Source organism: Cytobacillus sp. NJ13, from assembly GCA_030348385.1.
In the GTDB taxonomy this organism is placed as follows: domain Bacteria; phylum Bacillota; class Bacilli; order Bacillales; family Cytobacillaceae; genus Cytobacillus.
The window spans coordinates 2,026,613-2,048,730 of record JAUCFP010000006.1 but is presented as its reverse complement, the minus strand read 5'-3'; the positions used below and the strand labels follow the sequence as shown (position 1 = coordinate 2,048,730).

The window sequence follows — 22,118 nt, the reverse complement described above, 5'->3', positions numbered from 1 at the left end:
AAATTCACTTAAAGAAGGATTCCCTTCACAAGGAAGAGTAGATTTCTGGATGTGTATAAATAAAAATAATTTTGAATAGTAGAAAATCTTCTTGTTTGAGAAGCATTTCATGCTTTATACTTTGCATAAGAAGTTTTTCCTTCACTATTCATGAGGAGCCGGCATGGATATGAAAACAATGAGTCAGATGATTAAAGAAAGCTATTCCTCACTCTCGCCAGGACAGAGGAAAGCAGCTGAATTTATTATGGAGCATGCTGATGAAACTGTGCTATTAACAGCATTTCAAGTTGGGAGAAATGCAGGAGTCAGTGAGACAACGGTCATTCGGCTTGCGTATGCACTTGGGTTCAGCGGTTATTCCCAAATGCAGGATCGAATCAGAAAAGAGTGGCTTGCCGGGAAGCAGCAGGATTACATTGAAAATGACTCTTCCATAGAAAATGCAGCGAAAGAGAATCTGTTTAGGAGAGTCATTGATCAAGAGAGGAAAATACTTCGCCAATTGCTTGATCAGGTTGATGAAAGGGGAATATGGAAAGCGATTAATGCATTAATCCAGGCAGACAAGGTTTATATTGGGGGTTTTGGCAGCTCTTTTGCCGCAGCATACTGGTTTTATTACACACTTAAACAAATAAGGGGAAATGTTTATGCCTCAAGCCCTAGCGGTTTTCTTCCTGAGGATGTGTGTGATTTAACAGAGAAATCGGCCGTTGTCATTTTTTCTTTTCCTCGTTACCGGAAAGAAGCGTTAAAGCTTGCTTCCATTGCTGAAAGGCAAGGTTCTGGGATTGTTGCCATAACAGACCGCCAGCTTTCGCCTATCGGGCAGATGGCAGAAGTTACACTTACAACGGATGAGTTTATGGATTCTGGACATCATTCAATAGCTTCCGTAATTAGTTTACTGGAGGTAATGATTGCAGGTATCGAAGAACGGGATAATGAAAGAATTGCAAAAAGACAGCAGAAACTGGAAGTTTTGTATGCCGAACAAGAGCTGTTTTTTGAGTAAGTCTGAACAGCAGGAGAGTTAAAACAAGAAAAATAAAAGGGGGCAAAACGAATGGGCAGTCTATCAAAGAAGGTGATTCAGCAGGAGGAAAGGGCATCCTACACAGCCGGGGACTATTTACAATTTTTAATTCCTTCTCTGGTCGGGGTTTTACTTTTTATGGTACCGATTCAAGGAGATGATGGGATTACCATCCCGGTTGCTTATTTAGCAAATCAAATTAATGGATTACTGGGAGATTCCATTCCTTCAATTACTGTTTTTATCATGGCTCTTTCAGTAATTGGCTCGCTGATAGCAGTAATTTTTAAACCGGGCTTTATCTTGAACAGCCCATATCTGAACAAATTACTGAATGTCAGTAAATTTTGGGTGGCAGCCCGTTTGCTTGGTACAGTTTTTGCTATTATTACATTATTTGAGTTTGGTCTGGAACCGGTATATTCCGAGAATACTGGCGCGCTCTTAATCTATGATCTGATTCCTATACTATTTACTACATTTCTCCTGGCAGGTTTATTGCTGCCGCTTCTATTAAATTTCGGTCTCCTCGAATTTTTTGGTGCATTGTTGATTAAAGTTATGAGGCCGGTTTTTAAGCTGCCGGGGCGTGCTTCGCTTGATTGTCTGGCATCATGGGTAGGTGACGGGACAATTGGAGTCCTGTTAACGACAAAACAATATGAAGAAGGATATTACACAAAGCGGGAGGCAGCAGTAGTGGCAACAACTTTCTCAGTTGTTTCCATTACATTTACGATTGTAATTATTCAATATTTAAACTTAGAGCAATATTTCATTCATTACTATCTAACGATTATCCTGGCTGGTCTGGTGGCAGCTATAGTAATGCCTCGAATACCGCCTTTATCAAGGAAAGCCGATACGGCTTATGAAGGAACAGAGCTCAAGGCGGAAACGAATATCCCTTCTCATACTACACCTGTAAAATGGGGATTAGATAATGCCATTAAGAAGGCGCGTACAAATAATAGTGCTGCAGCAGTTGTAAAAGAAGGTTTTGAAAACGTTTTGGATATGTGGATGGGAGTTCTGCCAATTGTTATGGCGATTGGAACGGTTGCACTGGTAATTGCTGAATTCACCCCGGCTTTTACCATTCTTGGCAAGCCGTTTGAACCGGTCCTGGCTTTAATGCAAATTCCGGAGGCGGCAGAAGCGGCCCAGACAATGGTGGTTGGATTTGCAGACATGTTCCTTCCAGCTGTCATCGGCAGCGGCATTGAAAGTGAAATGACAAGATTTATTATTGCCTGTGTCTCTGTAACACAGCTGGTATATATGTCTGAAATGGGCGGCCTGCTATTAGGTTCAAATCTGCCTGTCAGCATTAAGGATTTAATTCTTATTTTCCTTCTGCGTACTATTATAACGCTGCCAATTGTAGCAGCTGTGGCTCATATTTTATTTTAGAAACTTTAAAGCATTCGTAAAAAAACCAGCATATAGGCCGGCATATTTTTGGATATGCAGGAAAGGGGAAGGTTATGAAGCAAGAAGCGTTAACATCATTGATAATTAAAAACCTTCATACAGTTAAGGACCTTGAAGCTGTATACGAACTTGAAACTCGAATATGGAGTGTGGAAGAAGCTGTGCCGGTTAATCATACAGTGGCAACGGTTAAAAATGGCGGGTTTGTGTTAGGTGCGTTCCTGGAAGAGGAACTGATCGGCTTTCAATACAGCTTTCCCGGCTTTGACGGCACAAAGGTATATCTTTGCTCTCACAGCCTTGGGATCCACACAAAGTACCGGGCATTCGGGATTGGGGAAAAGCTGAAAAATGCTCAAAAAAAGATAGCGCTAGAGAAAGGCTATGATCTCATTTCGTGGACATATGACCCTCTTGAAACGGTTAATGCCAATCTCAATCTGCATAAACTCGGGGCAGTATGCACTCAATATATTGAAAATGCTTATGGTGAAATGTCAGACCATATGAATGCAGGCATACCATCTGACCGATTGTTAGTGGAGTGGCGAATTAAAGAGGAATGTCCTGAACGTCAATGGTCTGAAGATGTTCTGCCGCGGGCAATAGAAACAGGTATGGCGGAGAGTTTTTATGTTCCTGAAAATACAAAGATGTCCCATGATAATGAAAAAATTCTTATACCGGTTCCCGGGAATTTTCAGGATATTAAAAAGCGGGATTTTGAATTGGCTCTGAAATGGAGAGAGAGCACGAAAGAAGTATTCGTTCATTATCTCAGTAAAGGCTGGATTGTAACGGATCTGATAAAGGACGTAACCGCGGAAAACCAATACTTATATCTCTTGGAAAAGGAAAAGGGATACTGCTAGGAGAATGGGAAGATGGAAATTAAAAGCATCGTTTTAAGGCACGTCAAAATGGAGCTGCTGAATCCATTTACTACAAGTGTCGGAACAGAAGTGGATAAGGACTTTATACTGGTAGAAGTAAAATCAAAAAGCGGAGTGTCAGGCTGGGCTGAATCGGTTTCCATTATAGAGCCAATATACAATGAAGAAACAGTTAAAACAAATTGGCATATAATGAGTGATCATTTAATACCGATCCTTTTTGCATCAGAAATTCGGCACCCTGATGATGTATCAGAGGCTTTCAGGCCAATCAGGGGGAATTTCAATGCCAAAGCAGCGATCGAGGGTGCTGTCTGGGACCTGTATGCCCGGGAGAAAGGGATATCTCTGGCAAAAGCTTTAGGCGGAGTAAAGGAAAAAATAGAAGTGGGCGTAAGTGTGGGCATCCAGGAGTCAGAAGTAAAGATGCTCAAGCAAATTGAAGGTTATGTAAATGAAGGATACCGACGAATCAAGGTAAAAATCAAGCCTGGCTGGGATGTGCATATTTTGAAATCCATCCGTGCCCATTTTCCTGAAATACAGCTTATGGCTGATGCCAATTGCGCCTATACACTTAATGATATTGATCACCTTCAAAAGATGGAGGAGTTTAATCTAATGATGATTGAACAGCCTTTAGATCATGAAGATATTATCGACCATGCCAAGCTTCAAAGTCATCTGAAAACGCCAATTTGCCTTGATGAAAGTATACATACCTTTGAAGATGCCAGAAAAGCGATTGAACTTGGAAGCTGCAGAATCATAAATCTTAAAATCGGCCGGGTTGGCGGACTGACAGAGTCCAGAAAAATTCATGACCTTTGCAAAGATTATAACATTCCAATGTGGTGTGGCGGAATGCTTGAAGCTGGAATAGGCCGTGCGCACAATATTGCCATTACTTCTCTGTCCAATTTTACGCTTCCTGGCGATACAGCCCCATCATCCCACTACTGGAAGGGAGATATCATCGATCCTGAAGTCACTATGGAAGATGGATTTATATTGGTGCCTCAAAGTCCTGGAATAGGCTATGAACCTAATCGTTCCAAAATAGAGGATGTCACACTTTATAGCCGGACTTTCTCTAAATAAAAAAGAGTTTGTTTATTATCTAAAAAAGTCGGTGCAGTTCACCATTCATTGAGGTGAACTGCTTTTGTTTTTAGAGCTGTCTATAGGAATATTCCAATCCGTGCAGAAACAAAATAAAAGCAAGATAAGCATAAAGGGAGGGTTAATCGTGAAGGAACAAGATAAACAAGACATTGAAGGATTATATCAGATATTTGAAATCATAAATGCCAAGGGTGATAAGGGAGAAATTAATGAAATTTTGAAAAGGCAAAACAGTAAAATGTGTGAATCAGAAAAGGAAAAGTAAAGGATATGGTTTAATTTAAGGTTACAAAAAAAGGCAGTCAAGTGACGTGCCTTTTTTGTGTTTGCCAGTTTATTTTTTCAGATCTTTTTTTGTCATTTCGCTTCTGATATTTGCCTCTCTTGAGAACTCCGCATCCTGTTTTTTGTTATTAGGATATTTGTTTTTTCTTTCGCGGTTGTCATTTTTGTTGGTCATGGGTATGCCTCCGTTCGGTAAGTCTGCTGTTGAGTGAAACCATTTTTTTAATAACCGGCCCATGGACAGGGCCGGCTAAGTCCAGCGAAAAAACATCCTCTACTGATTTTGCTGGTTTTTAAGCTGCTGTTCCGCCATTGCGACAAGGCGCTTTGTCATCTCCCCGCCGACAGAACCGTTTGCTCGTGCGGTCGTATCAGCACCAAGCTGAACTCCAAACTCATTGGCGATTTCCTGTTTCATTTGATCCAATACATTTCCTGCACCGGGTACCAAAAGTTTGTTTCTTGCCATGATACATCACTCCCGACGATTATTTGAGCAAATTAATGCTCGTTGTTAACTTAACCGATTAATGAAAAACAGATGCAACTATAAAATTGCCAATCATTTTAATCCATCATAAAGTTCATGTTAGATTATGTAACATAAAAATTATAAATTTTCTAAAAACAGATTGACTTCTATAGAAAATGGAGTAAAATAAGGATTAAATTAAATGATGTTAGAAAATATAACATTAAATTTATATTAATTCTTACATCAAAAACAATAACAGGGAGGAATTACAATTGGATGCTACTTTTTTAATGAACAGTCTGTGGGTTATGCTCGGAGCAATTTTAGTCATTTTTATGCTTGGCGGTTTTATTATGCTGGAAGCCGGTTCTACCAGGATGAAAAATGCTGGGCATATTGCAGGAAAAACGATCTTTACCTTTGGTTTATCATCATTAGTGTTTTGGGCAGTGGGCTTTGGTTTTATATTTGGCGGTAATGCAAATATCCTCGTTGGGCTTACAAATTTCTTTTACTCAGGTGCTGAACTTGAGGGAATGGGCTTATCTTCTTCGGTATTCTTCGTATTTCAGCTGGCATTTGCCGGTATTGCCATCACGATTGCACTAGGCGGATTTGCTGAACGTGCAAAACTATCCGTTTACCTCATATTCACCGTATTATTTTCCGCAATTGTTTATCCTGTCGTTGCACATTGGATTTGGGGAGGAGGCTGGCTAGCAGAACACGGCAAGCAGGACTTTGCTGGTTCAACAGTTGTTCACTTAACAGGAGCTATGGCAGCCTTGGCCGCTACTATACTGCTTAAGCCCCGGATTGGAAAATTCAACAAAGACGGTTCGGCTAACAATATTTATGGCCATAACCAAGTATATACAGCCTTGGGTGTGCTGATCCTGTGGGTTGGCTGGTTTGGTTTTAACGCTGGGAGTACATTGACTGTGGAAGATGGGTTCTTTGGGTTTGTAGCTCTTAACACCAATCTTGCTGCCGGAGCAGGTGCGGTATCAGCACTGATTATTTCCTGGGTGGTTATTGGGAAATCGGATGTGCCGACAATGCTTAATGGTGCTCTGGCAGGCCTGGTCGCTATTACAGCTTCCTGTGCATTTGTGGATACATGGGCGGCTGTTGTCATAGGGTTTGTAGCAGGAATCCTTGTATTCTACAGTGTGCGTTTCTTTGAAAAGAGAAAAATCGATGATCCCATCTTTGCACTATCTGTTCACGGTGCAGCTGGGGTTTGGGGAACATTATCCACCGGTTTCTTTGCAACACCTGAATTGGCAGCAGTCGGAAAGCCTGGATTGTTTTATGGGGGAGGTTTTGAACAGCTGGGTGTCCAGTTCATCGGTGTAGCTGTCTCCGGTCTTTATGCCTTTGCTGTATCCTTCATTATTTTGGCAGCAGCCAAGAAAGTATTGGGAGGACTACGGGTAACAGAAGAAGAAGAAATTATGGGATTAGATTTAAGTGAACATGGAAGCTACGGATATCCGGAAGTCTTCATGGCTGATGAAAACAAAAGTTTAAGCTCGTAGGAAAGATTCGAGCTTTCCTTAAAGGAAGTGCCTGGATGGAATTATCATTTAATTCTTATCAATCCCTGAAAAAGTGGAAAGAGGAACAGATAATAAAATATCGTTATGATGCCACTGATTTGAATGAATTTCACGACCTTACCATGAAAGCTGTTATTAGCATAGCTTTGGAGCGATTGAAAATAGTAAGGTCACCTTCATGGAAGTTTGCCTGGTTTACAATGGGAAGCGGCGGGAGAAAGGAACAGGGCTTTCTGAGTGACCAGGACCATGGATTGGTGTTTGAACCGGGAGCGGCTGAAGCAGAAGCGTATTTTTTGCAGCTGGGGGAGGAAATTTCAAAAGGTCTGCATGCAGTGGGATATCCATATTGCGAAGGGAATGTAATGTGTTCAAATCCGCTGTGGTGCAAGTCGCTTTCTAAATGGAAAAGGCAGATCCAAACATGGATGCAGGAGGAGAGTCTGCAGACGATAAGAAATCTCCACATTTTTTATGACAGCAGAGTGCTTGCAGGCCAGGATGATTATATAGCCGAATTGAAGTCCTTAATCCACATGAACATTCAAAAAAGCCCCCATTTGCTGGCTAGGATGATGGAGACCAGCATGCATATAAAAAAATCAATTGGTCCATTTGGCCAGATTCTGACAGAGGAAAAGGGGAGTCATCAAGGAGAACTGGATCTAAAATATGCCGCATTTATACCTTATGTAAATGCGGTTAGAATTCTTGCTGTCAAAGAAGGGGTATTGGAGACATCCACTATTGCCCGAATGAGTAAGCTCAAAGAAATGAATGGCTATGAGGAGGAAATGGGTAAATATAAAAGTAATTTTGCTGTTTTGTTAAAATGGAGACTTCAGTCATACAGGCATACAGATACCTATGATGATACTCACTACATTCAGCTGAAATCCTTATCAAAATCTGAAAGAAATGAATTGAAGAATATTTTAAAGGATGGCAAAAAGCTTCATCAGTTTGTGATTAGGACCATTGAAAAGGGTGCAGGTTAATGGGATTCCATCCTTTTGTCCAATTTGTCAGAGGTATTCAAGGAAAACTTCAAACTAATATGTTCGGTGGGATGAATGGTCAAAATCCGCAGCATATGGCTTTTATAAGGCAAATGCAGAGGGAACTGGAGACTACCGATTCAATGGCTATTCCATTCAGAAATTTGAATGTGGCTGTCTTTGATATTGAAACAACTGGATTTTATCCTGATAAAGGGGATCAAATTATATCGATTGGTGCGGTTAAAATTATTAAAGGGAAAGTCAGTGAAGACAGTTTTTATTCACTTGTCCGGTTTGAAAAGCCTCTTTCAGGCGAAATTAAGGAGCTGACAGGTTTATCTGAAGCTGATTTAGAAAAAGCTCCTCCCCTCTCGGAGGTATTAATTAGCTTCCTTGAATTTGTGAAGGATATGCCGCTTGTGGCCCATCATGCGAACCACGAGAAAAGCTTTATGCAGCACAGCTGCTGGAAGCTTTTCCGCACGCCATTCAAGTATAGAATATTAGATACCTCCTTCCTTTACAGGATAGCTGATCCTAATAAATCATTCTGGAGATTAGAAGACCTTTGTGAATTTTATAGCATCCCCGTTTATAACCGCCATCACGCCCTGGGGGATGCAAAACTGACAGCTCTCTTATGGTGCCGCTTGATCGAGGAAGTTCATAAATTAGGATGCTCCAACTTAAAAGAGGTCTACGAGCGCCTAGCCAGGTTTAGCTGAAAAGAAAAAGGCCAAACACTGTCCAGACAGAAATTACTAAGTTTGCGTATAAATCAAAATATAAGTTAAAGCCCCAATCACTATGAGATTGGGGCAAATTTGTTATTCCTAAGGCTCGCAGCACCAAGCACGGTGTTCTCCCTTAGAATTCCCCGTCAAATGGAGTAAAAGGGATGTTAAGTCTATTCTCAACTGCTCTTAGCCTTTGGTTCAGCCGATTAAGCCTTCGTGTATGGCGGTCAACGGTCTGGTTCAGCATTTTAACCTGGTCAGTCAAATTTACCAGCTGCCTGTTAAGCCGGGTAATCTCTCTGGATTGCTCCTGATTTTGCCTTTCCAAAGCAGTAACCCTTCTTTCGAGCTGCTGAGGCTGTCTGTCATTATCATATTGTTCGTACTGCTGATAATCATATTCAGGGGTGAAGTGGGCTGCTGGCTGAGGAAGATAACCTTGATAATAGCCATATGGATACATTGGGCACTCTCCTTTTATGCAAAAATCCTATAACTCCTTATAAGGTATGCATAAGTGGGCGGAGAGACACGGCAAATGCCTATTTTAACTGCCGGCTGCTAATTTGTGATCGGTATCATCTGAAGGGAAGGTCTTTAAACAGCCGCATTTGTCTTTACATGAAGGGGGGAACACCTTTGCTGATTTCTGAAACAAGGGAAGTGAGTGATTGCATCTGCTGGTCATCTAGGTCAAAAGCAATTTTAATCTTGTTTTCAAGATCAGCTGTTACTCTTCTCTTGCCTACCTCAACCAGAGCTATTAGAGAGAAGCTGCAGCTGACAACTCTTGCGAAATCACGCTGTGTCATGTTATAGCTTTTTCTGATTAGCTTAATAATTTCTTTGTTCATTCGTATTCATCCTTTAAAAATTCACCCTATTTTTATCAGGGCAAGATTTTTTAGTCTTATAGCTATTAAATTAGCATTGTGCTATAGGTTTGTCAAAGTAATTTAATTACAATGGAAAAGCAGTTTAATAGATTGGCTGCAGGTATGATTACTTAAAATAAGGGGATAAAAAGGAATTAGAAGGGAGTATTGCCTGTTGAATATACTTTGGGATTTTGACGGCACTTTGTTTAATACATACCCAGCCTATACAGCGATTGTCAGGGAAGTAATGGGAGATGAAAAGATTTCAGACGAAGAGATCTTTTGGCAGCTAAAGGTGTCTTTCAGCGATGCATTTGAACATTTCGGCTTGAATGACGAACAAATTAAAGCAATCAGGATGATGGCGAGACAGCTGCGGCCTAAAGATTTAACGCCTTTTCCTGAGGTTGAGCATGTATTAAAGCAGGCCGATAAGAATGTTATCATGACTCACAAGGAAAGAGATGATGTTCTATCTATATTAAACTTCCATAAATTGGATGGATACTTTACTGATATGGTAGCAGGAGATGACGGCTATCCCCGCAAGCCTCACACTGCTTCTTATGAATTTCTGCATGGGAAGCATAAGGTTGATTTAGCAATAGGAGACAGGGAAATAGACATTTTGCCGGCAAAGGAACTTGGCATAAGGACCTGCCTCTTTCAGAATAATACACCAGGAGCAGATTACTATTTGAGTCACTATAAGGATTTTAAAAAGATAATTAAATAAATCCTTCAAGAAAATACGCTGCTGGCTAAGATTAGGAGAGCATAGAATAAAAGACGCCTGACACTTTATTCGCTGCCAGGCGTCTTGGTTTATAAATCAAGTGTTTTTGGTGAATTTTCCTTTGTGTTCATCAGCGTTATTTTATCCGGCTTAATTTCAAGAACAATAAAATTGGGATCATCCGGACCATCAAACCATGGTTTCATATTCTCATTCCATAATTTTTCTTTTAACTCATTCGATTCATTAATAGAAGCTGTTCCTTCAATTTCCACATAGGAATCACCAAACCCTTCACCTTCATATCCTATTAAAACATGAACGTTTGGGTTGGCTTTAATTTCATCTGCTTTATCTGTCTGAATGCTGGTGGGTGTAAACAAAGTAAGATTATTGTTAAAGAATGTCATATAGCGGGAATAGGGTTTGTTGTTTTTTATGGTAGAAAGGGTGCCTATTTTGCTGTTTTCCAGTACATTGATGATTTTTTCCTTTAGGTTATTTTGACTCATAGTATCCTGCCTTTCTTATGTCCTTGTTCCATCGTCATATTTATCGCCAAACAGCTTTTTCTTTTTTATCGTTTCAAAGTCAGCTTTGTACTTTTCCTCTGTAGAAGAACTGCTCTTTATTTTTGAGCCGTTTTTTTCTTCTTCTTTTTCTTGTTTTAAGTCTTCCACTGGAATAGGATCTACATTCTTCTCACTTTCATACTTGTCAAATAAACTTTCTTTTTCGGTTTTATATTGCTCGGGGTTATCCATCTTTCCATTTTGAATGTTTTTGTCAGCCATTTTAGTCATCCTCCTTAATTCCGCTTCTCTTCCTGAGGTTTTTCCGGCTCTCTTTGGGGCTCGATATCTTTGTTGTTTTCTTTCTTTTTTTCTTGTTCTATAGAATTATTTTTGTCTGATTTGTATTTATCTGACATCGTAAAAAAACCTCCTTTAACTGATAGTGTTCATTACCCGCTTCATGAAGAGTAAAACGTAACCGGACAGATATCCAGAGCGCAGTGCTAACCGAATAGAAAGACAGACTACAACTAAATCTAAAAATAGGGGACAGTGGCCAGGAAGGGTATCAGCCAATAAAAAAATGCACCTTCACTTTGTGAGCGAGGTGCATTTTTACAGTTAAGCCGCTGTTAAGCTGGTACTATTTTTGTCTAGTTGTCTATGTTTTATTATCTGGTAAACATACCACACTGCAATAGCAAGCGTAATGACTGAACCGATGATCATGGATAATTGATAATCCATGCGAAAGCCTTCAGGTGCATAAAAAATATACGCAGATACTACTCCTGTCATAAACAATGCAGGCACTCCGCAAATCCAGTGAAATTTCTTATTTTTCAAGAGATACATCGTGGCGGTCCAAAGCATGACTGCAGCCGTAACCTGATTTGTCCACCCAACATATCTCCATAAGAAAGAGTAGTCGATTGTAGCAAGGTATAAAGTTGGAAGAGCCACTGGCAAAGTGGTGATGACAACCTTCCATCTGCCATTCATTTTCATAAAAGATGACAGTGATTCAGCCAGCATCATTCTTGAAGAGCGAAGAGCTGTATCACCGGTTGTAATCGGGAGAATAATAACTCCTAAAATAGCAAGTATCCCTCCGAATGTACCAAGGAGGCTGCTCGAAATTTCATTAACGACTCCAGCTGGGCCTCCAGCTGCTAATGCTTCCTGAAGACCTCCTGTTCCGCCGAAAAAGGTCATGCCCGCTGCAGCCCAGATTAAAGCGATTATCCCTTCTCCAATCATTGCTCCATAGAAAACCTTTCTCCCATCGCTTTCCTTTTTTAATGTGCGTGAGACAATCGGACTTTGTGTTGAATGAAAACCAGAAATGGCACCGCAGGAAATGGTGACCATCAGTAAAGGCCAGATAGGAAGGTCTCCGGGATGAAAGTTAGAAAGCGTTACATTCGGTATGGATTTTTCGCTGAAAAGCAATGCGACTGCAATGGATACAGCCATAAAAATTAAAATAGCTCCAAGAAAAGGATAAATTTTTCCGATAATCCGGTTTACAGGCAACACAGCTGCCAGGATGAAGTAAGTAAAAATAATGAACAATGAAGCCATAAAACTTAATGGTGTAATGCTGGAAATCAGCTGTGCCGGGCCAGCGGTAAATGCAGCGGCAACCAGTACCATTAAGAGAATAGAAAAAATATTAATGGCCGTTTTGGCCGGTTTTCCTAAATATCTGCCAACAATGGAGGGAAATTGCTCGCCTTTATGCCTTAGAGAGAGCATCCCTGAAAAATAATCATGAACGGCACCGGCAAAAATGGAACCGGCCACTATCCAGATAAAAGCAACTGGTCCATATAAAGCCCCCATGATAGCTCCGAAAATCGGACCCAGTCCTGCAATATTCAATAATTGGATCAGGCTGCCTTTCCACCAGCTCATTGGAACATAGTCCATTCCGTCATTTTCTGTGTAAGCCGGTGTAGGAATGGTGTCATTTATTCCAAAGATTTTCTCTACTATTTTCGAATAAGTGACGTATCCTGCCACCAGCAAAACAATCGATCCTAAAAAAGTCACCATGTAACAAGCCTCCTGTTGTGAATGAATTATTAGCAAAGTCTGAAACTTAAGAATATGTGGAATATTGTACAAGTAAAATGGAAGAAAAAGCAAGACTATTTCAGAAAAAAAGATATTTTCCAATAATAAATAGCGCTTACATTTTTTAGAGAGTAAAAAAGAGAAGAAAAATAATGAAGGAACCCTCCTGCAAAACAAACCATAAGCTACTATAAGTTCATTTGAAGGGGGGAAGACAATGATTATCCTTTCGAATAATCAAAATAAGCCGGGGGCTTCCAGCTTTTTTGGTGTTCAGCGTGAAATTTATCAGGCCCTGGAGAGCAGTCCGGAGAAGCATCAATATGATACAATGCATGAACTGCTGTTTGATATCCTTCTAAGGGAGAATATCATCAAAGCAGCCAGGCAGCTTTATGCGAGCCGAGTTGAATTTGCACCCTTTAACACATCACGTTTTAATCCTCGCATATGGAGAGGGACAAAATATGGGTACCTGCTCGATCCATCCGTTTTACCGTCAGATGCGATTATGGATGTGTTTACGAACAGCTGGGAATATGCTTTTGAATGTACAACAGCCATTGTGCTGATTTTTTATAAAGCTGTCTTGGACTCCATCTCTGTCAGCCGCTTCAATACACTATTTCAGGGGCTTCTTGTATGGGACTGGAATTATGATTATGATCTATCGATTGTTACAAAACGAGGCAGGAATTTCATACCTGGTGATGTGGTGTATTTTTATAATCCAGATTATGATCATCCAGTTTGGACAGGTGAGAATTCCGTTTATTTGGGCGGGGGTATGTTCTTTGGGCATGGGATTGGCATGGAAAGCGAAGCAGGGATGATAAGAGCCCTTAATACGTTAAGAAAACCAGGTGCTACAAGGGATGCTTATCTTATTTCACAGCACAGCCGGTTGAATGTGAAGTATTTATCCCAGTTTGCAAAGCGGCCATTGTCTATAGCCTAATACGCAAGTAAGCTGGCATTTCAATAGGGTGAATCGCTTATTTTTCAGAAGCCATTCACCCAAATTTATCCTCAATTCTAGTATATTAAGACGATTTTCCCGATCCCCCGTTATTTGTGTCCTTTAGAGGGCATATTTCCTGAAAATGTGGGAAAACAAAAGATAATGGATATAGACATATACACCAAATTACTTGATGTTTAAACATTAAAGGAGACAGAAATATGAAATTATCCCAGGTTATTAATTGCCTAAAGGATAGCGGGGAGATGGATGTATTTACAAACGATCCTGAAATTACAGGGGTTGAAATGGATTCACGCAAAGTGGGGAAAGGAAGCCTTTTTGTTGCGATTAAAGGCTTTCAGGCAGATGGACATCATTTTATAGGACAAGCTGTTGAAAATGGGGCGGCTGCCGTGGTGGGTGAAGAATCCCATGAATTGAATGTGCCCTATATAAAAGTAACGGATAGCAGAACCAGTTTGGGGAAACTGGCAAGCTGTTTTTATAATCGTCCATCAAGGAATCATAAAATAATTGGCATAACAGGAACTAATGGGAAAACGACCACTGCCTATATATTAAAGCATATTTTGGAGACTGCAGGCAGGACATGCTCCCTCCTGGGAACTGTATCCAACATTATTAATAACAAGGAATATAAGACAAGCAACACTACACCAGATGCTTTACAGATCCAAAAAATGCTGAGTAAAAGCCTTGATGAGTTTGTCGTTATGGAGATTTCTTCTCATGCGCTGGAACAATCCAGAACAGAAGGTCTGGAATTAGACTACGGGCTATTTACTAATTTGGCTCATGACCATCTTGATTATCATGAAAATATGGATCAGTATTTTTATGATAAAAAGAAAATCTTCACCTTATTAAAAGACGGCGGTAAAGGAGTCGTAAATCTCTATAATTCATGGGGAGAAAAAATGGCAGAGGATCTGCAAAAAGAAAATCTTCCTTTGATTATGCTTGGTGATGAAAAGTGCTGTTCTATAAAAGACGTTGCTATTAATGGGAGAACAGTATTTATTTTAGAGATGAAAGGTCAGTCATTTGAAATTGAATTTCCTCTTCCGGGACACCATAATGTCTATAATGCAGCAATGGCTTTTATGACAGCCGTTGATCTGGGGATAGACCCTGCAGATATAATTAAGGCCCTGGCTGCATTCCCTGGCATACCGGGCCGTTTTGAGACTATTCTCCATCCTGCAGGAGCTAAATTCGTTGTGGATTATGCCCATACAGTGGATGCGTTTGAATATTGTCTGGAAGCAGCGAGAGAACAGGGAGCTGAAAGAATCTTTCAAATCTATGGATTTCGAGGCGGAAGAGATCAATCTAAACGTATGGACATGATTAAGGCATCAGCAAAATACTGCCATAAATTTTATTTGACGGCTGATGATTTAAACGAAGAATCTGAGGGTGAGATGATAAGCCAATTGCATTGGCTGAATAAAGAATTTGGATGTGGAAAGGGTGAAGTGATTCCCGACCGTACTTTGGCTATCCAGAAAGCATGGCGGGAAGCCAGGGAAAATGACTGGATTTTTATTACCGGGAAGGGGCCTGAAGCTTATCAAAAGCCATTTGCTCTTCCGGCTGAAAGTGATTTGGAAACCCTGAAGCTGCTGCTGGAATCTGGAAGAAAACAGGCGGTGTTATAAAACAAAGGTGCAGACCATTATTGGTCTGCATCCTTTTTGTTATTTAATAAGATCTAAATAATCGGCAACAATCCCATCCAATGGATAATGCTTCAATTTTTCTGCTTCTTTCCTGGAACGCACAGTCCAGGCTATTGCTTTCATGCCATTTGAATGAATCAGATCGATTACGCGTTTGTTAACCACAGTCCATTTAGGGTTCAGGTAACTGGCATATTCGGCAATGTTTTTAATCTCAATATTGTCAGGCGGATAGTTAATTAAAATGGCGACAGGGATTTCCGGCAGCAGTTCATGGAATCTTTTCATTGATTCGGTTTCGAATGACTGCACAATAATATGGTCGTCCCCTTTTGTGTGAAAATTTCTTTTCTTTAGTTCCGCTGCGATCATTTTTTCAATGCCAGGGTATAGAGACGGTTTTTTTAATTCAATTAAAAGCCCGACACGATCTGCATATTTGTCTAAAACCTCTTCAAAAGAAGGAATGCAGGCACCGCGGAATTTTTGAGAAAACCAGCTGCCGGCATCCATCTTTCTAAGCTCATCAAAGGTAAAATCGGACACCTTGCCTCTATGGTCAGTTGTGCGGTCGACAAGTGAATCGTGAATCACGACAATCTTTCCATCCTTGCTTAATTGGACATCAATTTCCAGATAATCTGCTCCCATTTCGATCGCACGGTCATAGGATGGGAATGTATTTTCAGGACAGTATCCGGCAGCTCCCCGATGTCCGATTCTTTTCATTTTGTGAGTGTTGCTTGTCATTTTTTTTATGCCGAAAAATGAAATAACTGTAGCTAAAGCTGTAAAAAAAACATTTTTTATTACCTTCAAAGTCATTTCTCCTCGCCATTTTTTGCTCATATTAAAGGATTTGAAAACATTTTGTCAACTGTATAGGATTTCTTCAAAATAAAATATAACTCTGCCCCAAAGATGAGGAGCAGAGTTATATAATCTCTGTTTATTCCCATTCTTCATAAACAATAGTACCGCCAGTCAAATCCAGAGTATTTCTTTCTCCCTTATAAAAAAGCTTCCCTTCTTCTTTAACAACCAGGTTCTCGTATGTAAATACACTCTTTCCGGAAGGAAGCTGGATAATAATTTTCTGACCAAGTTCTTTTTTAGGGGCTTCTATAGTAATGAGGCTTTGTGAATAAAAATATAATGCTGTAAAGACAGCAGCAAAACAGCCCAATAGGACAATTGACATCAGCATAAATTTGCTCTTTGGCTTCTCCATGTGCAATTCAGATCTTGTCATATTTCCTATCCCTCCGCTAACTAGATATATTCGTCTATTCCACCAATTCTCGGCATTTAATCCCTATTGAAAATTTTTAATCCCAAAATAAGGTATGCAGAAATAGTGATGAAAATGACAAAAATGGGCTGAAAGTTAGACAAGCAGAACAGATAGAAGTATTAATTTGGAAAAAATCTGTGAAAAATGAAACAATTATAGGTTTTTGTCCGTATATAAATTAATCCGTTAAGAGAAAAAGGAAAGGAGGCATGGGATACAACAGCTGGACAATAAAAAATGGATAGGGTGCATGTTATGGAACTATTTGGTTTTCCTATTCAGACAATTTATCTTTGCACACTTATTTTTTCGGGCATCTTAATTATTTTGTATGTGTTTTTTGGAGATATTGCTGACGGAATTGGGGAGGGCAGCTTTCTAAATCCTGTACTGATTCTTGCATTTATCACTTTTCTTTCCGCTGCAGGCTATATCTTTGAAATGACAACCTCTCTTAATAGCGTGGTTATTCTCTTGATAGGAGCTGGAATTGCAGCACTGCTGGATATACTGCTGAATATCTTTGTTCTTATACCATTATCATCTGCTGAAGAATCTCTCGTTTACACAGATGACTCCTTAAGGGGAAGAGTAGGTACTGTATTAATTCCTATTCCGGAGAATGGTTTCGGTGAGGTTTTGATTGAAAATATAAGCGGGAGGATTTCAAAGCCAGCTCTAAGCTATGAAAATACGTTCATAGCAGAAGGCAGCAATGTGCTGATCGTTGAAGTCGAAAATGGAGTTATTAAAGTGATCGATTATAAAGAATTATAGAATGGGGGACATAAAATGCTAATGATTTGGGTTGTAATTGGAATTGCAGTATTTTTGCTGATTGCGCTTCTTGGAGTGTTCGTTACAAAATATCGGACTGCTGGGCCGGATGAAGCCTTAATCGTAACAGGAAGTTATTTGGGAAGCAAAAATGTCCATGTGGACGAATCAGGAAATAAGATAAAAATAATCAGAGGCGGAGGAACATTTGTACTGCCGGTCTTTCAGCAGGCAGAGCCATTGAGTCTCCTTTCAAGCAAACTGGAGGTTACCACTCCGGAAGTGTATACAGAACAGGGAGTTCCTGTCATGGCAGACGGTACTGCAATCATAAAAATCGGCGGGAGTATTGGAGAAATTGCTACTGCTGCAGAACAATTCCTGGGTAAATCAAAGGAAGATCGTGAAAATGAAGCGAAAGAAGTACTTGAGGGGCATTTACGGTCAATTCTGGGTTCTATGACGGTCGAAGAAATATACAAAAATAGGGATAAATTTTCCCAGGAGGTTCAAAGGGTTGCTTCACAGGATTTGGCTAAAATGGGCTTGATCATCGTTTCTTTCACAATCAAAGATGTCCGGGACAAAAATGGCTATCTGGATTCACTGGGAAGGCCAAGAATTGCCCAGGTTAAGCGGGATGCGGATATTGCCACAGCTGAAGCTGAAAAGGAAACCAGGATTAAACGGGCGGAAGCAGCTAAGGATGCCCAAAAGGCAGAACTTGAAAGAGCGACAGAAATAGCAGAAGCTGAGAAAGAAAATCAAATGAAAATGGCTGACTACAGAAGGGAACAGGATATTGCCAAAGCCCGGGCGGACCAGGCATATGACCTCGAGACAGCCAGAGCAAAGCAAGAAGTTACGGAGCATGAAATGCAGATCAGGATCATTGAACGCCAAAAGCAAATTGAGCTTGAAGAAAAAGAAATCTTAAGAAGAGAACGACAATATGATTCTGAAGTGAAAAAGAAAGCTGATGCAGACAGGTACGCTGTTGAGCAGGCAGCAGAGGCTGAAAAGAAAAAGCAAATTGCTGAAGCGGATGCTAACCAATATCGGATTGAATCACAGGCACGTGCAGAAGCAGAAAGAGTAAGGGCAGATGGGATGGCGAAGGCTGATTCACAGCGCGCTCAAGGTGAATCTGAAGCCGAAATCATCCGCCTTAAAGGTCTGGCGGAAGCGGAGGCAAAGAGGAAAATTGCCGAGGCGTTTGAACAGTATGGCCAGGCGGCCATGATGGATATGGTCATTAATATGCTTCCAGAATATGCGAAACAGCTTGCAAGCCCATTATCGAATATTGATAAGATTACAGTGGTTGATACAGGAAGTGACAGCAATAATGGGGGGGCCAATAAAGTAACCGGGTATGCCACCAACCTGATGTCCACGATGCAGGAAAGCCTGAAAGCTTCCTCCGGCATAGACGTGAAGGAGCTTCTCCAAAATTTTTCAGGCAAAGGAAACGTCCGGCAAACTCTGGAACAGCTTACCGAGGAAATTAAAGAAAAAGAACCCGTCCAATCCTCTAAAGGAATCCAATCCGCTCACGCTCATAAAAAATAATGAATTTGCCTATTTTTCTCTAGGAATATAGCCTGGAATCCTGTTATATCAACAAAAATCAGAAGCCTTCACAAGGAAGGCTTCTTTTTTGCGATGAAAACTGTGTATTCGTCTATCGCACAAATTGGGTGAATTGAATAGGATATATTGAATCAAACAAAGGAGGTATTTAACTATGTCAGACGGTTTCGGACACGGCGGCGGTTTCGCCCTTTTAGTTGTATTGTTTATTTTACTGATTATTATCGGTGCTTCTTGGGGCTTCGGTGGATGCTGCTAATAAAACATGCAGACAGAGTTTATTAGTAAGGGAGGGGATTCTATAATGTACGGCTACGGATATGGCGGCTGTGGATACGGTGGAGGCGGATGCGGTGGTTTTGCGCTAATCGTTGTTCTATTCATCCTGTTGATCATCGTAGGTGCTTCTTGCTTTAGGTGGTAATAGATTAAAAGAAAAGCAGGGCAGCCTGCTTTTCTTTTGTTTGCATACATACATTTGATGTGAGTGTCCATTCCGCGCAGAACAGAAGAATATCCGCGCGTAAAGATTCTGTCTCCGTGCAAAAGGATACACCGCGCATATATTCGCGCCTAAAAATCCGCCTGCAAACTCGTGTTTCCTAATAAGCCAAATGGGGAAAAGAAGCAGCATAAACGAAATTGGGAGGTTTGCAAAATGGATGAACTTAAAACACAGGATCGGGAGAATACGATGAGGGAAATTTACTCCATATTGGAGGGCGGACTTCAGCGGGAAATGCATAAAGGCGAGTACAAGCTTGTTTCAGAATGGGTAAGCGGTTTTAATTTGGAGGAAAGAGCTACGATATTAAATATGCTTAAGGAGCTTACCAACAAGCATATCCGAATTGATTAATGAAAAGCAGGCAGATGCCTGCATTCAAGCTGCCGAACATTAGCCTATTGACAATAAAAGCCAGAAGCTTATATACTACAATCAAATAGTTGGAAAGGATGATTTAGGGGCATGAAGTTATAATCTTATTTTTTCTGGTATCTTTTTATATTTAAAAAGTTTAACCCGGAGAACATAGGATTAGTGTGCCCTTTTTCAATCATCCATTATCGGAACTGACATTTATAAAATTTGTCTATAAGCGGATCAAATTTTATTTAGGCGCGCGTTTTTTATGTATTTGCACCATTTCTAATGATGGGTGCACAATCCTCTCCGGGCATGGGGAGGTTTTTTTTATGTGTGCAAATAAAAGACGTATAATCAACAATCAGAACAATAATAGCCTGCCGATTCTCATGGCCAGGGATCTTCAAAAGTCATTCGGTGATAAAGCGGTGTTTTCTAATTTGGACTTCGATATTTATCAGCAGGACCGCATCGGCCTTGTTGGCCTAAATGGCACAGGTAAAACTACATTGGCCAATATTTTGTTCGGCAGTATTCTAGCTGATAAAGGCACTATCGAGCGGATGAAGGAGCCATGCAGAATTGGCTATCTGCATCAATCAGCAGATTATTCTGTCAGTGAATTTCATAATTTTAACCAATCTCCCGATGAAGAGATTCTTCAGCGGGCAAGCAAACTAGGCCTTTCAAAACTCCATGAATGGAAGCCGGATAGACTTGATTCTTTGAGCGGCGGCGAAAGACTGAAGCTTTCTTTAGCTAAGGTCTGGTCATCAAATCCGGATATGCTGATTTTGGATGAACCTACTAATCATTTGGACTTACAGGGCATCGAATGGCTAATTAGCGAAATCAGCAAATTCAGCGGCCCGGTCCTGATCATTTCCCATGACCGTCATTTCCTTGATCAGGCTGTCCGGAAAATTTTTGAACTGCAGGAAGGCATCCTCACCATTTATCAGGGGAATTACACAGCTTACCGGGAGCAAAAACAGAAAAAATTTGATGATCAGCTTCATCAATTTAATGTTCAGCAAAAAGAGATCGAACGAATCGAAAACCAGATGTCGAATTTAAAAAAATGGTCTGAAAAAGCTCACAGGGAATCAACTAAAGGCGGAAGTCCTTCTGAGAATAGGCAGATGGGCTTCAAAGAATATCACAGAGTGAAAGCCAAAAAGATGGATCAGCAGATTAAGTCAAAAATGAGAAGGCTTCAGCAGGAGCTGGATAAAAATAAAGTTGAGAAGCCGGAAGAAGAGGCGAAAGTACATTTTCAATTTGATTCGTCAGGCAAAAGAGGGAAGAGAATCATCGAAGCTAAAAACCTCTCAAAAAGCTTTGGCGATCGGATTCTTTTTAAGAATAGCCAATTTTATATAAAGCATGGTGAAAAAATAGGAATCCTAGGAGCTAACGGGGCAGGCAAGACCACTTTTATCCGTATGCTTTTGGACGAAGCACCACCTTCTGATGGAGAACTTTGGGTCAGCAGCACTTTAAAGATTGCCTATTTAAACCAGGATGTTAATGATTTGCCCTTAACAAAAAATGCCGTTGAAGCACTTGATCTCAACGATCGGGAGCTGATTTTCAAGGCAAGGACCCTGTTAGCGAATTTGGGGATGAAGGAGGCGAAGCTAAATCAGCCGATTGAACAGCTTAGCATGGGGGAGCGAATTAGGGTCAAGCTTACAGACATGCTTTTAAAGGAATATGACGTGCTAATACTTGATGAACCGACGAATCATTTGGATTTGCCGAGCAGGGAACAATTTGAAAAAACGCTGAAGGAATTTTCAGGGACGCTCATCATTATTTCTCATGATTTATACTTTTTGGAGAAGTTAAGCTCAAGAGTACTTGTATTTGAAGAAAATAAAATTACCAGATTCGAAATGGACCTGAAGGAATATCAGATGAAATCCAGGACTTCCAAGCAGGAAAAAGATCATGGCTCCACGAAAGAGCAAATTATGGTTATTGATAACCGCATCAGTGCGATACTGGGAGAACTCAGTCTGCTTGTTCCGGGTGACGGCAAATATGCGGAATTGGATAAAGAGTTTAATGGCTTAATAACTAAAAAAAGAAAATTATTAAATCAATAAGTGCAAAAAGGCGGGCCCTAATAAAAATGGGCCTGCCTTTTCATCTGAT

General features: G+C 40.5%; 27 protein-coding genes. 17 read left to right on the top strand and 10 right to left on the bottom strand.

Translation table 11 applies throughout. The annotated features are described in order from the left end of the window. Positions 1 to 163: 163 nt before the first annotated feature. The 5 genes from QUF73_09930 to QUF73_09910 all read left to right on the top strand — a co-directional run bounded on the left by QUF73_09930 (position 164) and on the right by QUF73_09910 (position 4,756). The gene (locus QUF73_09930; protein ID MDM5226536.1) at positions 164 to 1,018 is read left to right on the top strand and encodes a MurR/RpiR family transcriptional regulator; all 855 of its coding nucleotides are present in this window, start codon (positions 164 to 166) and stop codon (positions 1,016 to 1,018) included. 51 nt (positions 1,019 to 1,069) lie between these two features. Continuing rightward, the gene (locus tag QUF73_09925) at positions 1,070 to 2,452 is read left to right on the top strand and encodes a YjiH family protein (GenBank protein ID MDM5226535.1); all 1,383 of its coding nucleotides are present in this window, start codon (positions 1,070 to 1,072) and stop codon (positions 2,450 to 2,452) included. 74 nt (positions 2,453 to 2,526) lie between these two features. Then, positions 2,527 to 3,345, top strand: coding sequence for a GNAT family N-acetyltransferase (locus QUF73_09920; protein ID MDM5226534.1), 819 nt, complete (start codon positions 2,527 to 2,529; stop codon positions 3,343 to 3,345). A 12-nt stretch (positions 3,346 to 3,357) separates the two neighbouring features. Further along, the gene (menC, locus tag QUF73_09915; GenBank protein MDM5226533.1) at positions 3,358 to 4,467 is read left to right on the top strand and encodes an o-succinylbenzoate synthase; all 1,110 of its coding nucleotides are present in this window, start codon (positions 3,358 to 3,360) and stop codon (positions 4,465 to 4,467) included. A gap of 148 nt (positions 4,468 to 4,615) precedes the next feature. Beyond that, entirely contained in the window at positions 4,616 to 4,756 is a 141-nt protein-coding gene (locus tag QUF73_09910; GenBank protein ID MDM5226532.1) for a hypothetical protein, read from the top strand. A 69-nt stretch (positions 4,757 to 4,825) separates the two neighbouring features. Here the strand turns inward: QUF73_09910 and QUF73_09905 are convergent, their stop codons facing one another. Both QUF73_09905 and QUF73_09900 read right to left on the bottom strand, forming a co-directional pair. Then, positions 4,826 to 4,951, bottom strand: coding sequence for a hypothetical protein (locus QUF73_09905; GenBank protein MDM5226531.1), 126 nt, complete (start codon positions 4,949 to 4,951; stop codon positions 4,826 to 4,828). Positions 4,952 to 5,050: 99 nt separating this feature from the next. Next, positions 5,051 to 5,245, bottom strand: coding sequence for an alpha/beta-type small acid-soluble spore protein (locus tag QUF73_09900; GenBank protein ID MDM5226530.1), 195 nt, complete (start codon positions 5,243 to 5,245; stop codon positions 5,051 to 5,053). A 278-nt stretch (positions 5,246 to 5,523) separates the two neighbouring features. Here QUF73_09900 and QUF73_09895 point away from each other — a divergent pair, with 278 nt between their 5' ends. From QUF73_09895 to QUF73_09885, 3 genes are read left to right on the top strand one after another with little or no spacing between them, the layout of a single operon-like run. Then, the gene (locus QUF73_09895) at positions 5,524 to 6,792 is read left to right on the top strand and encodes an ammonium transporter (GenBank protein ID MDM5226529.1); all 1,269 of its coding nucleotides are present in this window, start codon (positions 5,524 to 5,526) and stop codon (positions 6,790 to 6,792) included. A gap of 35 nt (positions 6,793 to 6,827) precedes the next feature. After that, complete coding sequence (locus QUF73_09890; protein ID MDM5226528.1) at positions 6,828 to 7,811, top strand: DUF294 nucleotidyltransferase-like domain-containing protein; 984 nt, start codon at positions 6,828 to 6,830, stop codon at positions 7,809 to 7,811. Beyond that, complete coding sequence (locus QUF73_09885) at positions 7,811 to 8,539, top strand: exonuclease domain-containing protein (GenBank protein ID MDM5226527.1); 729 nt, start codon at positions 7,811 to 7,813, stop codon at positions 8,537 to 8,539. Before QUF73_09890 ends, QUF73_09885 begins: the two co-directional genes overlap by 1 nt. A 142-nt stretch (positions 8,540 to 8,681) precedes the next feature. Here QUF73_09885 and QUF73_09880 read toward each other — a convergent pair whose 3' ends face one another. Next, the gene (locus QUF73_09880) at positions 8,682 to 9,014 is read right to left on the bottom strand and encodes a hypothetical protein (GenBank protein MDM5226526.1); all 333 of its coding nucleotides are present in this window, start codon (positions 9,012 to 9,014) and stop codon (positions 8,682 to 8,684) included. A gap of 154 nt (positions 9,015 to 9,168) precedes the next feature. Beyond that, complete coding sequence (locus QUF73_09875) at positions 9,169 to 9,405, bottom strand: helix-turn-helix transcriptional regulator (protein ID MDM5226525.1); 237 nt, start codon at positions 9,403 to 9,405, stop codon at positions 9,169 to 9,171. Between the two features lie 196 nt (positions 9,406 to 9,601). Here QUF73_09875 and QUF73_09870 point away from each other — a divergent pair, with 196 nt between their 5' ends. Further along, a complete protein-coding gene (locus tag QUF73_09870; GenBank protein MDM5226524.1) occupies positions 9,602 to 10,165 on the top strand; it encodes an HAD hydrolase-like protein in 564 nt (187 codons plus the stop codon). Between the two features lie 89 nt (positions 10,166 to 10,254). Here QUF73_09870 and QUF73_09865 read toward each other — a convergent pair whose 3' ends face one another. From QUF73_09865 to QUF73_09850, 4 genes are all read right to left on the bottom strand, one after another. After that, positions 10,255 to 10,677: a pyridoxamine 5'-phosphate oxidase family protein gene (locus QUF73_09865; GenBank protein MDM5226523.1), complete on the bottom strand. Its 423-nt coding sequence runs from the start codon at positions 10,675 to 10,677 to the stop codon at positions 10,255 to 10,257. Positions 10,678 to 10,692: 15 nt separating this feature from the next. Continuing rightward, positions 10,693 to 10,959 (bottom strand): hypothetical protein, encoded by a 267-nt coding sequence (locus QUF73_09860; protein MDM5226522.1) that lies wholly within the window; start codon positions 10,957 to 10,959, stop codon positions 10,693 to 10,695. A 14-nt stretch (positions 10,960 to 10,973) separates the two neighbouring features. Then, positions 10,974 to 11,096, bottom strand: coding sequence for a 3-methyladenine DNA glycosylase (locus tag QUF73_09855; GenBank protein ID MDM5226521.1), 123 nt, complete (start codon positions 11,094 to 11,096; stop codon positions 10,974 to 10,976). Positions 11,097 to 11,301: 205 nt separating this feature from the next. Continuing rightward, positions 11,302 to 12,738, bottom strand: coding sequence for a carbon starvation CstA family protein (locus QUF73_09850; GenBank protein ID MDM5226520.1), 1,437 nt, complete (start codon positions 12,736 to 12,738; stop codon positions 11,302 to 11,304). Positions 12,739 to 12,976: 238 nt separating this feature from the next. Here QUF73_09850 and QUF73_09845 point away from each other — a divergent pair, with 238 nt between their 5' ends. Both QUF73_09845 and QUF73_09840 read left to right on the top strand, forming a co-directional pair. Then, positions 12,977 to 13,717: a protein-glutamine gamma-glutamyltransferase gene (locus tag QUF73_09845; protein MDM5226519.1), complete on the top strand. Its 741-nt coding sequence runs from the start codon at positions 12,977 to 12,979 to the stop codon at positions 13,715 to 13,717. 224 nt (positions 13,718 to 13,941) lie between these two features. Continuing rightward, on the top strand, positions 13,942 to 15,405 hold the full coding sequence (locus QUF73_09840; GenBank protein MDM5226518.1) for a UDP-N-acetylmuramoyl-L-alanyl-D-glutamate--2,6-diaminopimelate ligase: 1,464 nt from the start codon (positions 13,942 to 13,944) through the stop codon (positions 15,403 to 15,405). Between the two features lie 39 nt (positions 15,406 to 15,444). On the opposite strand, the gene QUF73_09835 is transcribed toward QUF73_09840, so the two are convergent. Both QUF73_09835 and QUF73_09830 read right to left on the bottom strand, forming a co-directional pair. Continuing rightward, the gene (locus QUF73_09835) at positions 15,445 to 16,251 is read right to left on the bottom strand and encodes a glycerophosphodiester phosphodiesterase family protein (protein MDM5226517.1); all 807 of its coding nucleotides are present in this window, start codon (positions 16,249 to 16,251) and stop codon (positions 15,445 to 15,447) included. A 124-nt stretch (positions 16,252 to 16,375) separates the two neighbouring features. Then, positions 16,376 to 16,678, bottom strand: a complete 303-nt coding sequence (locus tag QUF73_09830) for a hypothetical protein (GenBank protein ID MDM5226516.1) — start codon at positions 16,676 to 16,678, stop codon at positions 16,376 to 16,378. A gap of 297 nt (positions 16,679 to 16,975) precedes the next feature. Between QUF73_09830 and QUF73_09825 the strand changes: the two genes are divergently transcribed. The 6 genes from QUF73_09825 (at position 16,976) to abc-f (ending at position 22,069) form a co-directional block, all read left to right on the top strand. Continuing rightward, positions 16,976 to 17,497, top strand: a complete 522-nt coding sequence (locus QUF73_09825) for an NfeD family protein (GenBank protein MDM5226515.1) — start codon at positions 16,976 to 16,978, stop codon at positions 17,495 to 17,497. A gap of 15 nt (positions 17,498 to 17,512) precedes the next feature. Continuing rightward, positions 17,513 to 19,069: a flotillin family protein gene (locus QUF73_09820; protein ID MDM5226514.1), complete on the top strand. Its 1,557-nt coding sequence runs from the start codon at positions 17,513 to 17,515 to the stop codon at positions 19,067 to 19,069. Between the two features lie 175 nt (positions 19,070 to 19,244). Further along, positions 19,245 to 19,349, top strand: a complete 105-nt coding sequence (locus QUF73_09815) for a YjcZ family sporulation protein (GenBank protein MDM5226513.1) — start codon at positions 19,245 to 19,247, stop codon at positions 19,347 to 19,349. 45 nt (positions 19,350 to 19,394) lie between these two features. Next, positions 19,395 to 19,514 carry a YjcZ family sporulation protein gene (locus QUF73_09810; protein ID MDM5226512.1) on the top strand — a complete coding sequence of 40 codons (120 nt, stop codon included), beginning with the start codon at positions 19,395 to 19,397 and terminating at the stop codon, positions 19,512 to 19,514. A gap of 234 nt (positions 19,515 to 19,748) precedes the next feature. Beyond that, positions 19,749 to 19,949, top strand: coding sequence for a hypothetical protein (locus tag QUF73_09805; protein MDM5226511.1), 201 nt, complete (start codon positions 19,749 to 19,751; stop codon positions 19,947 to 19,949). A 338-nt stretch (positions 19,950 to 20,287) separates the two neighbouring features. Beyond that, a complete protein-coding gene (abc-f, locus tag QUF73_09800; protein MDM5226510.1) occupies positions 20,288 to 22,069 on the top strand; it encodes an ABC-F type ribosomal protection protein in 1,782 nt (593 codons plus the stop codon). The last annotated feature ends 49 nt before the right edge of the window (positions 22,070 to 22,118 follow it).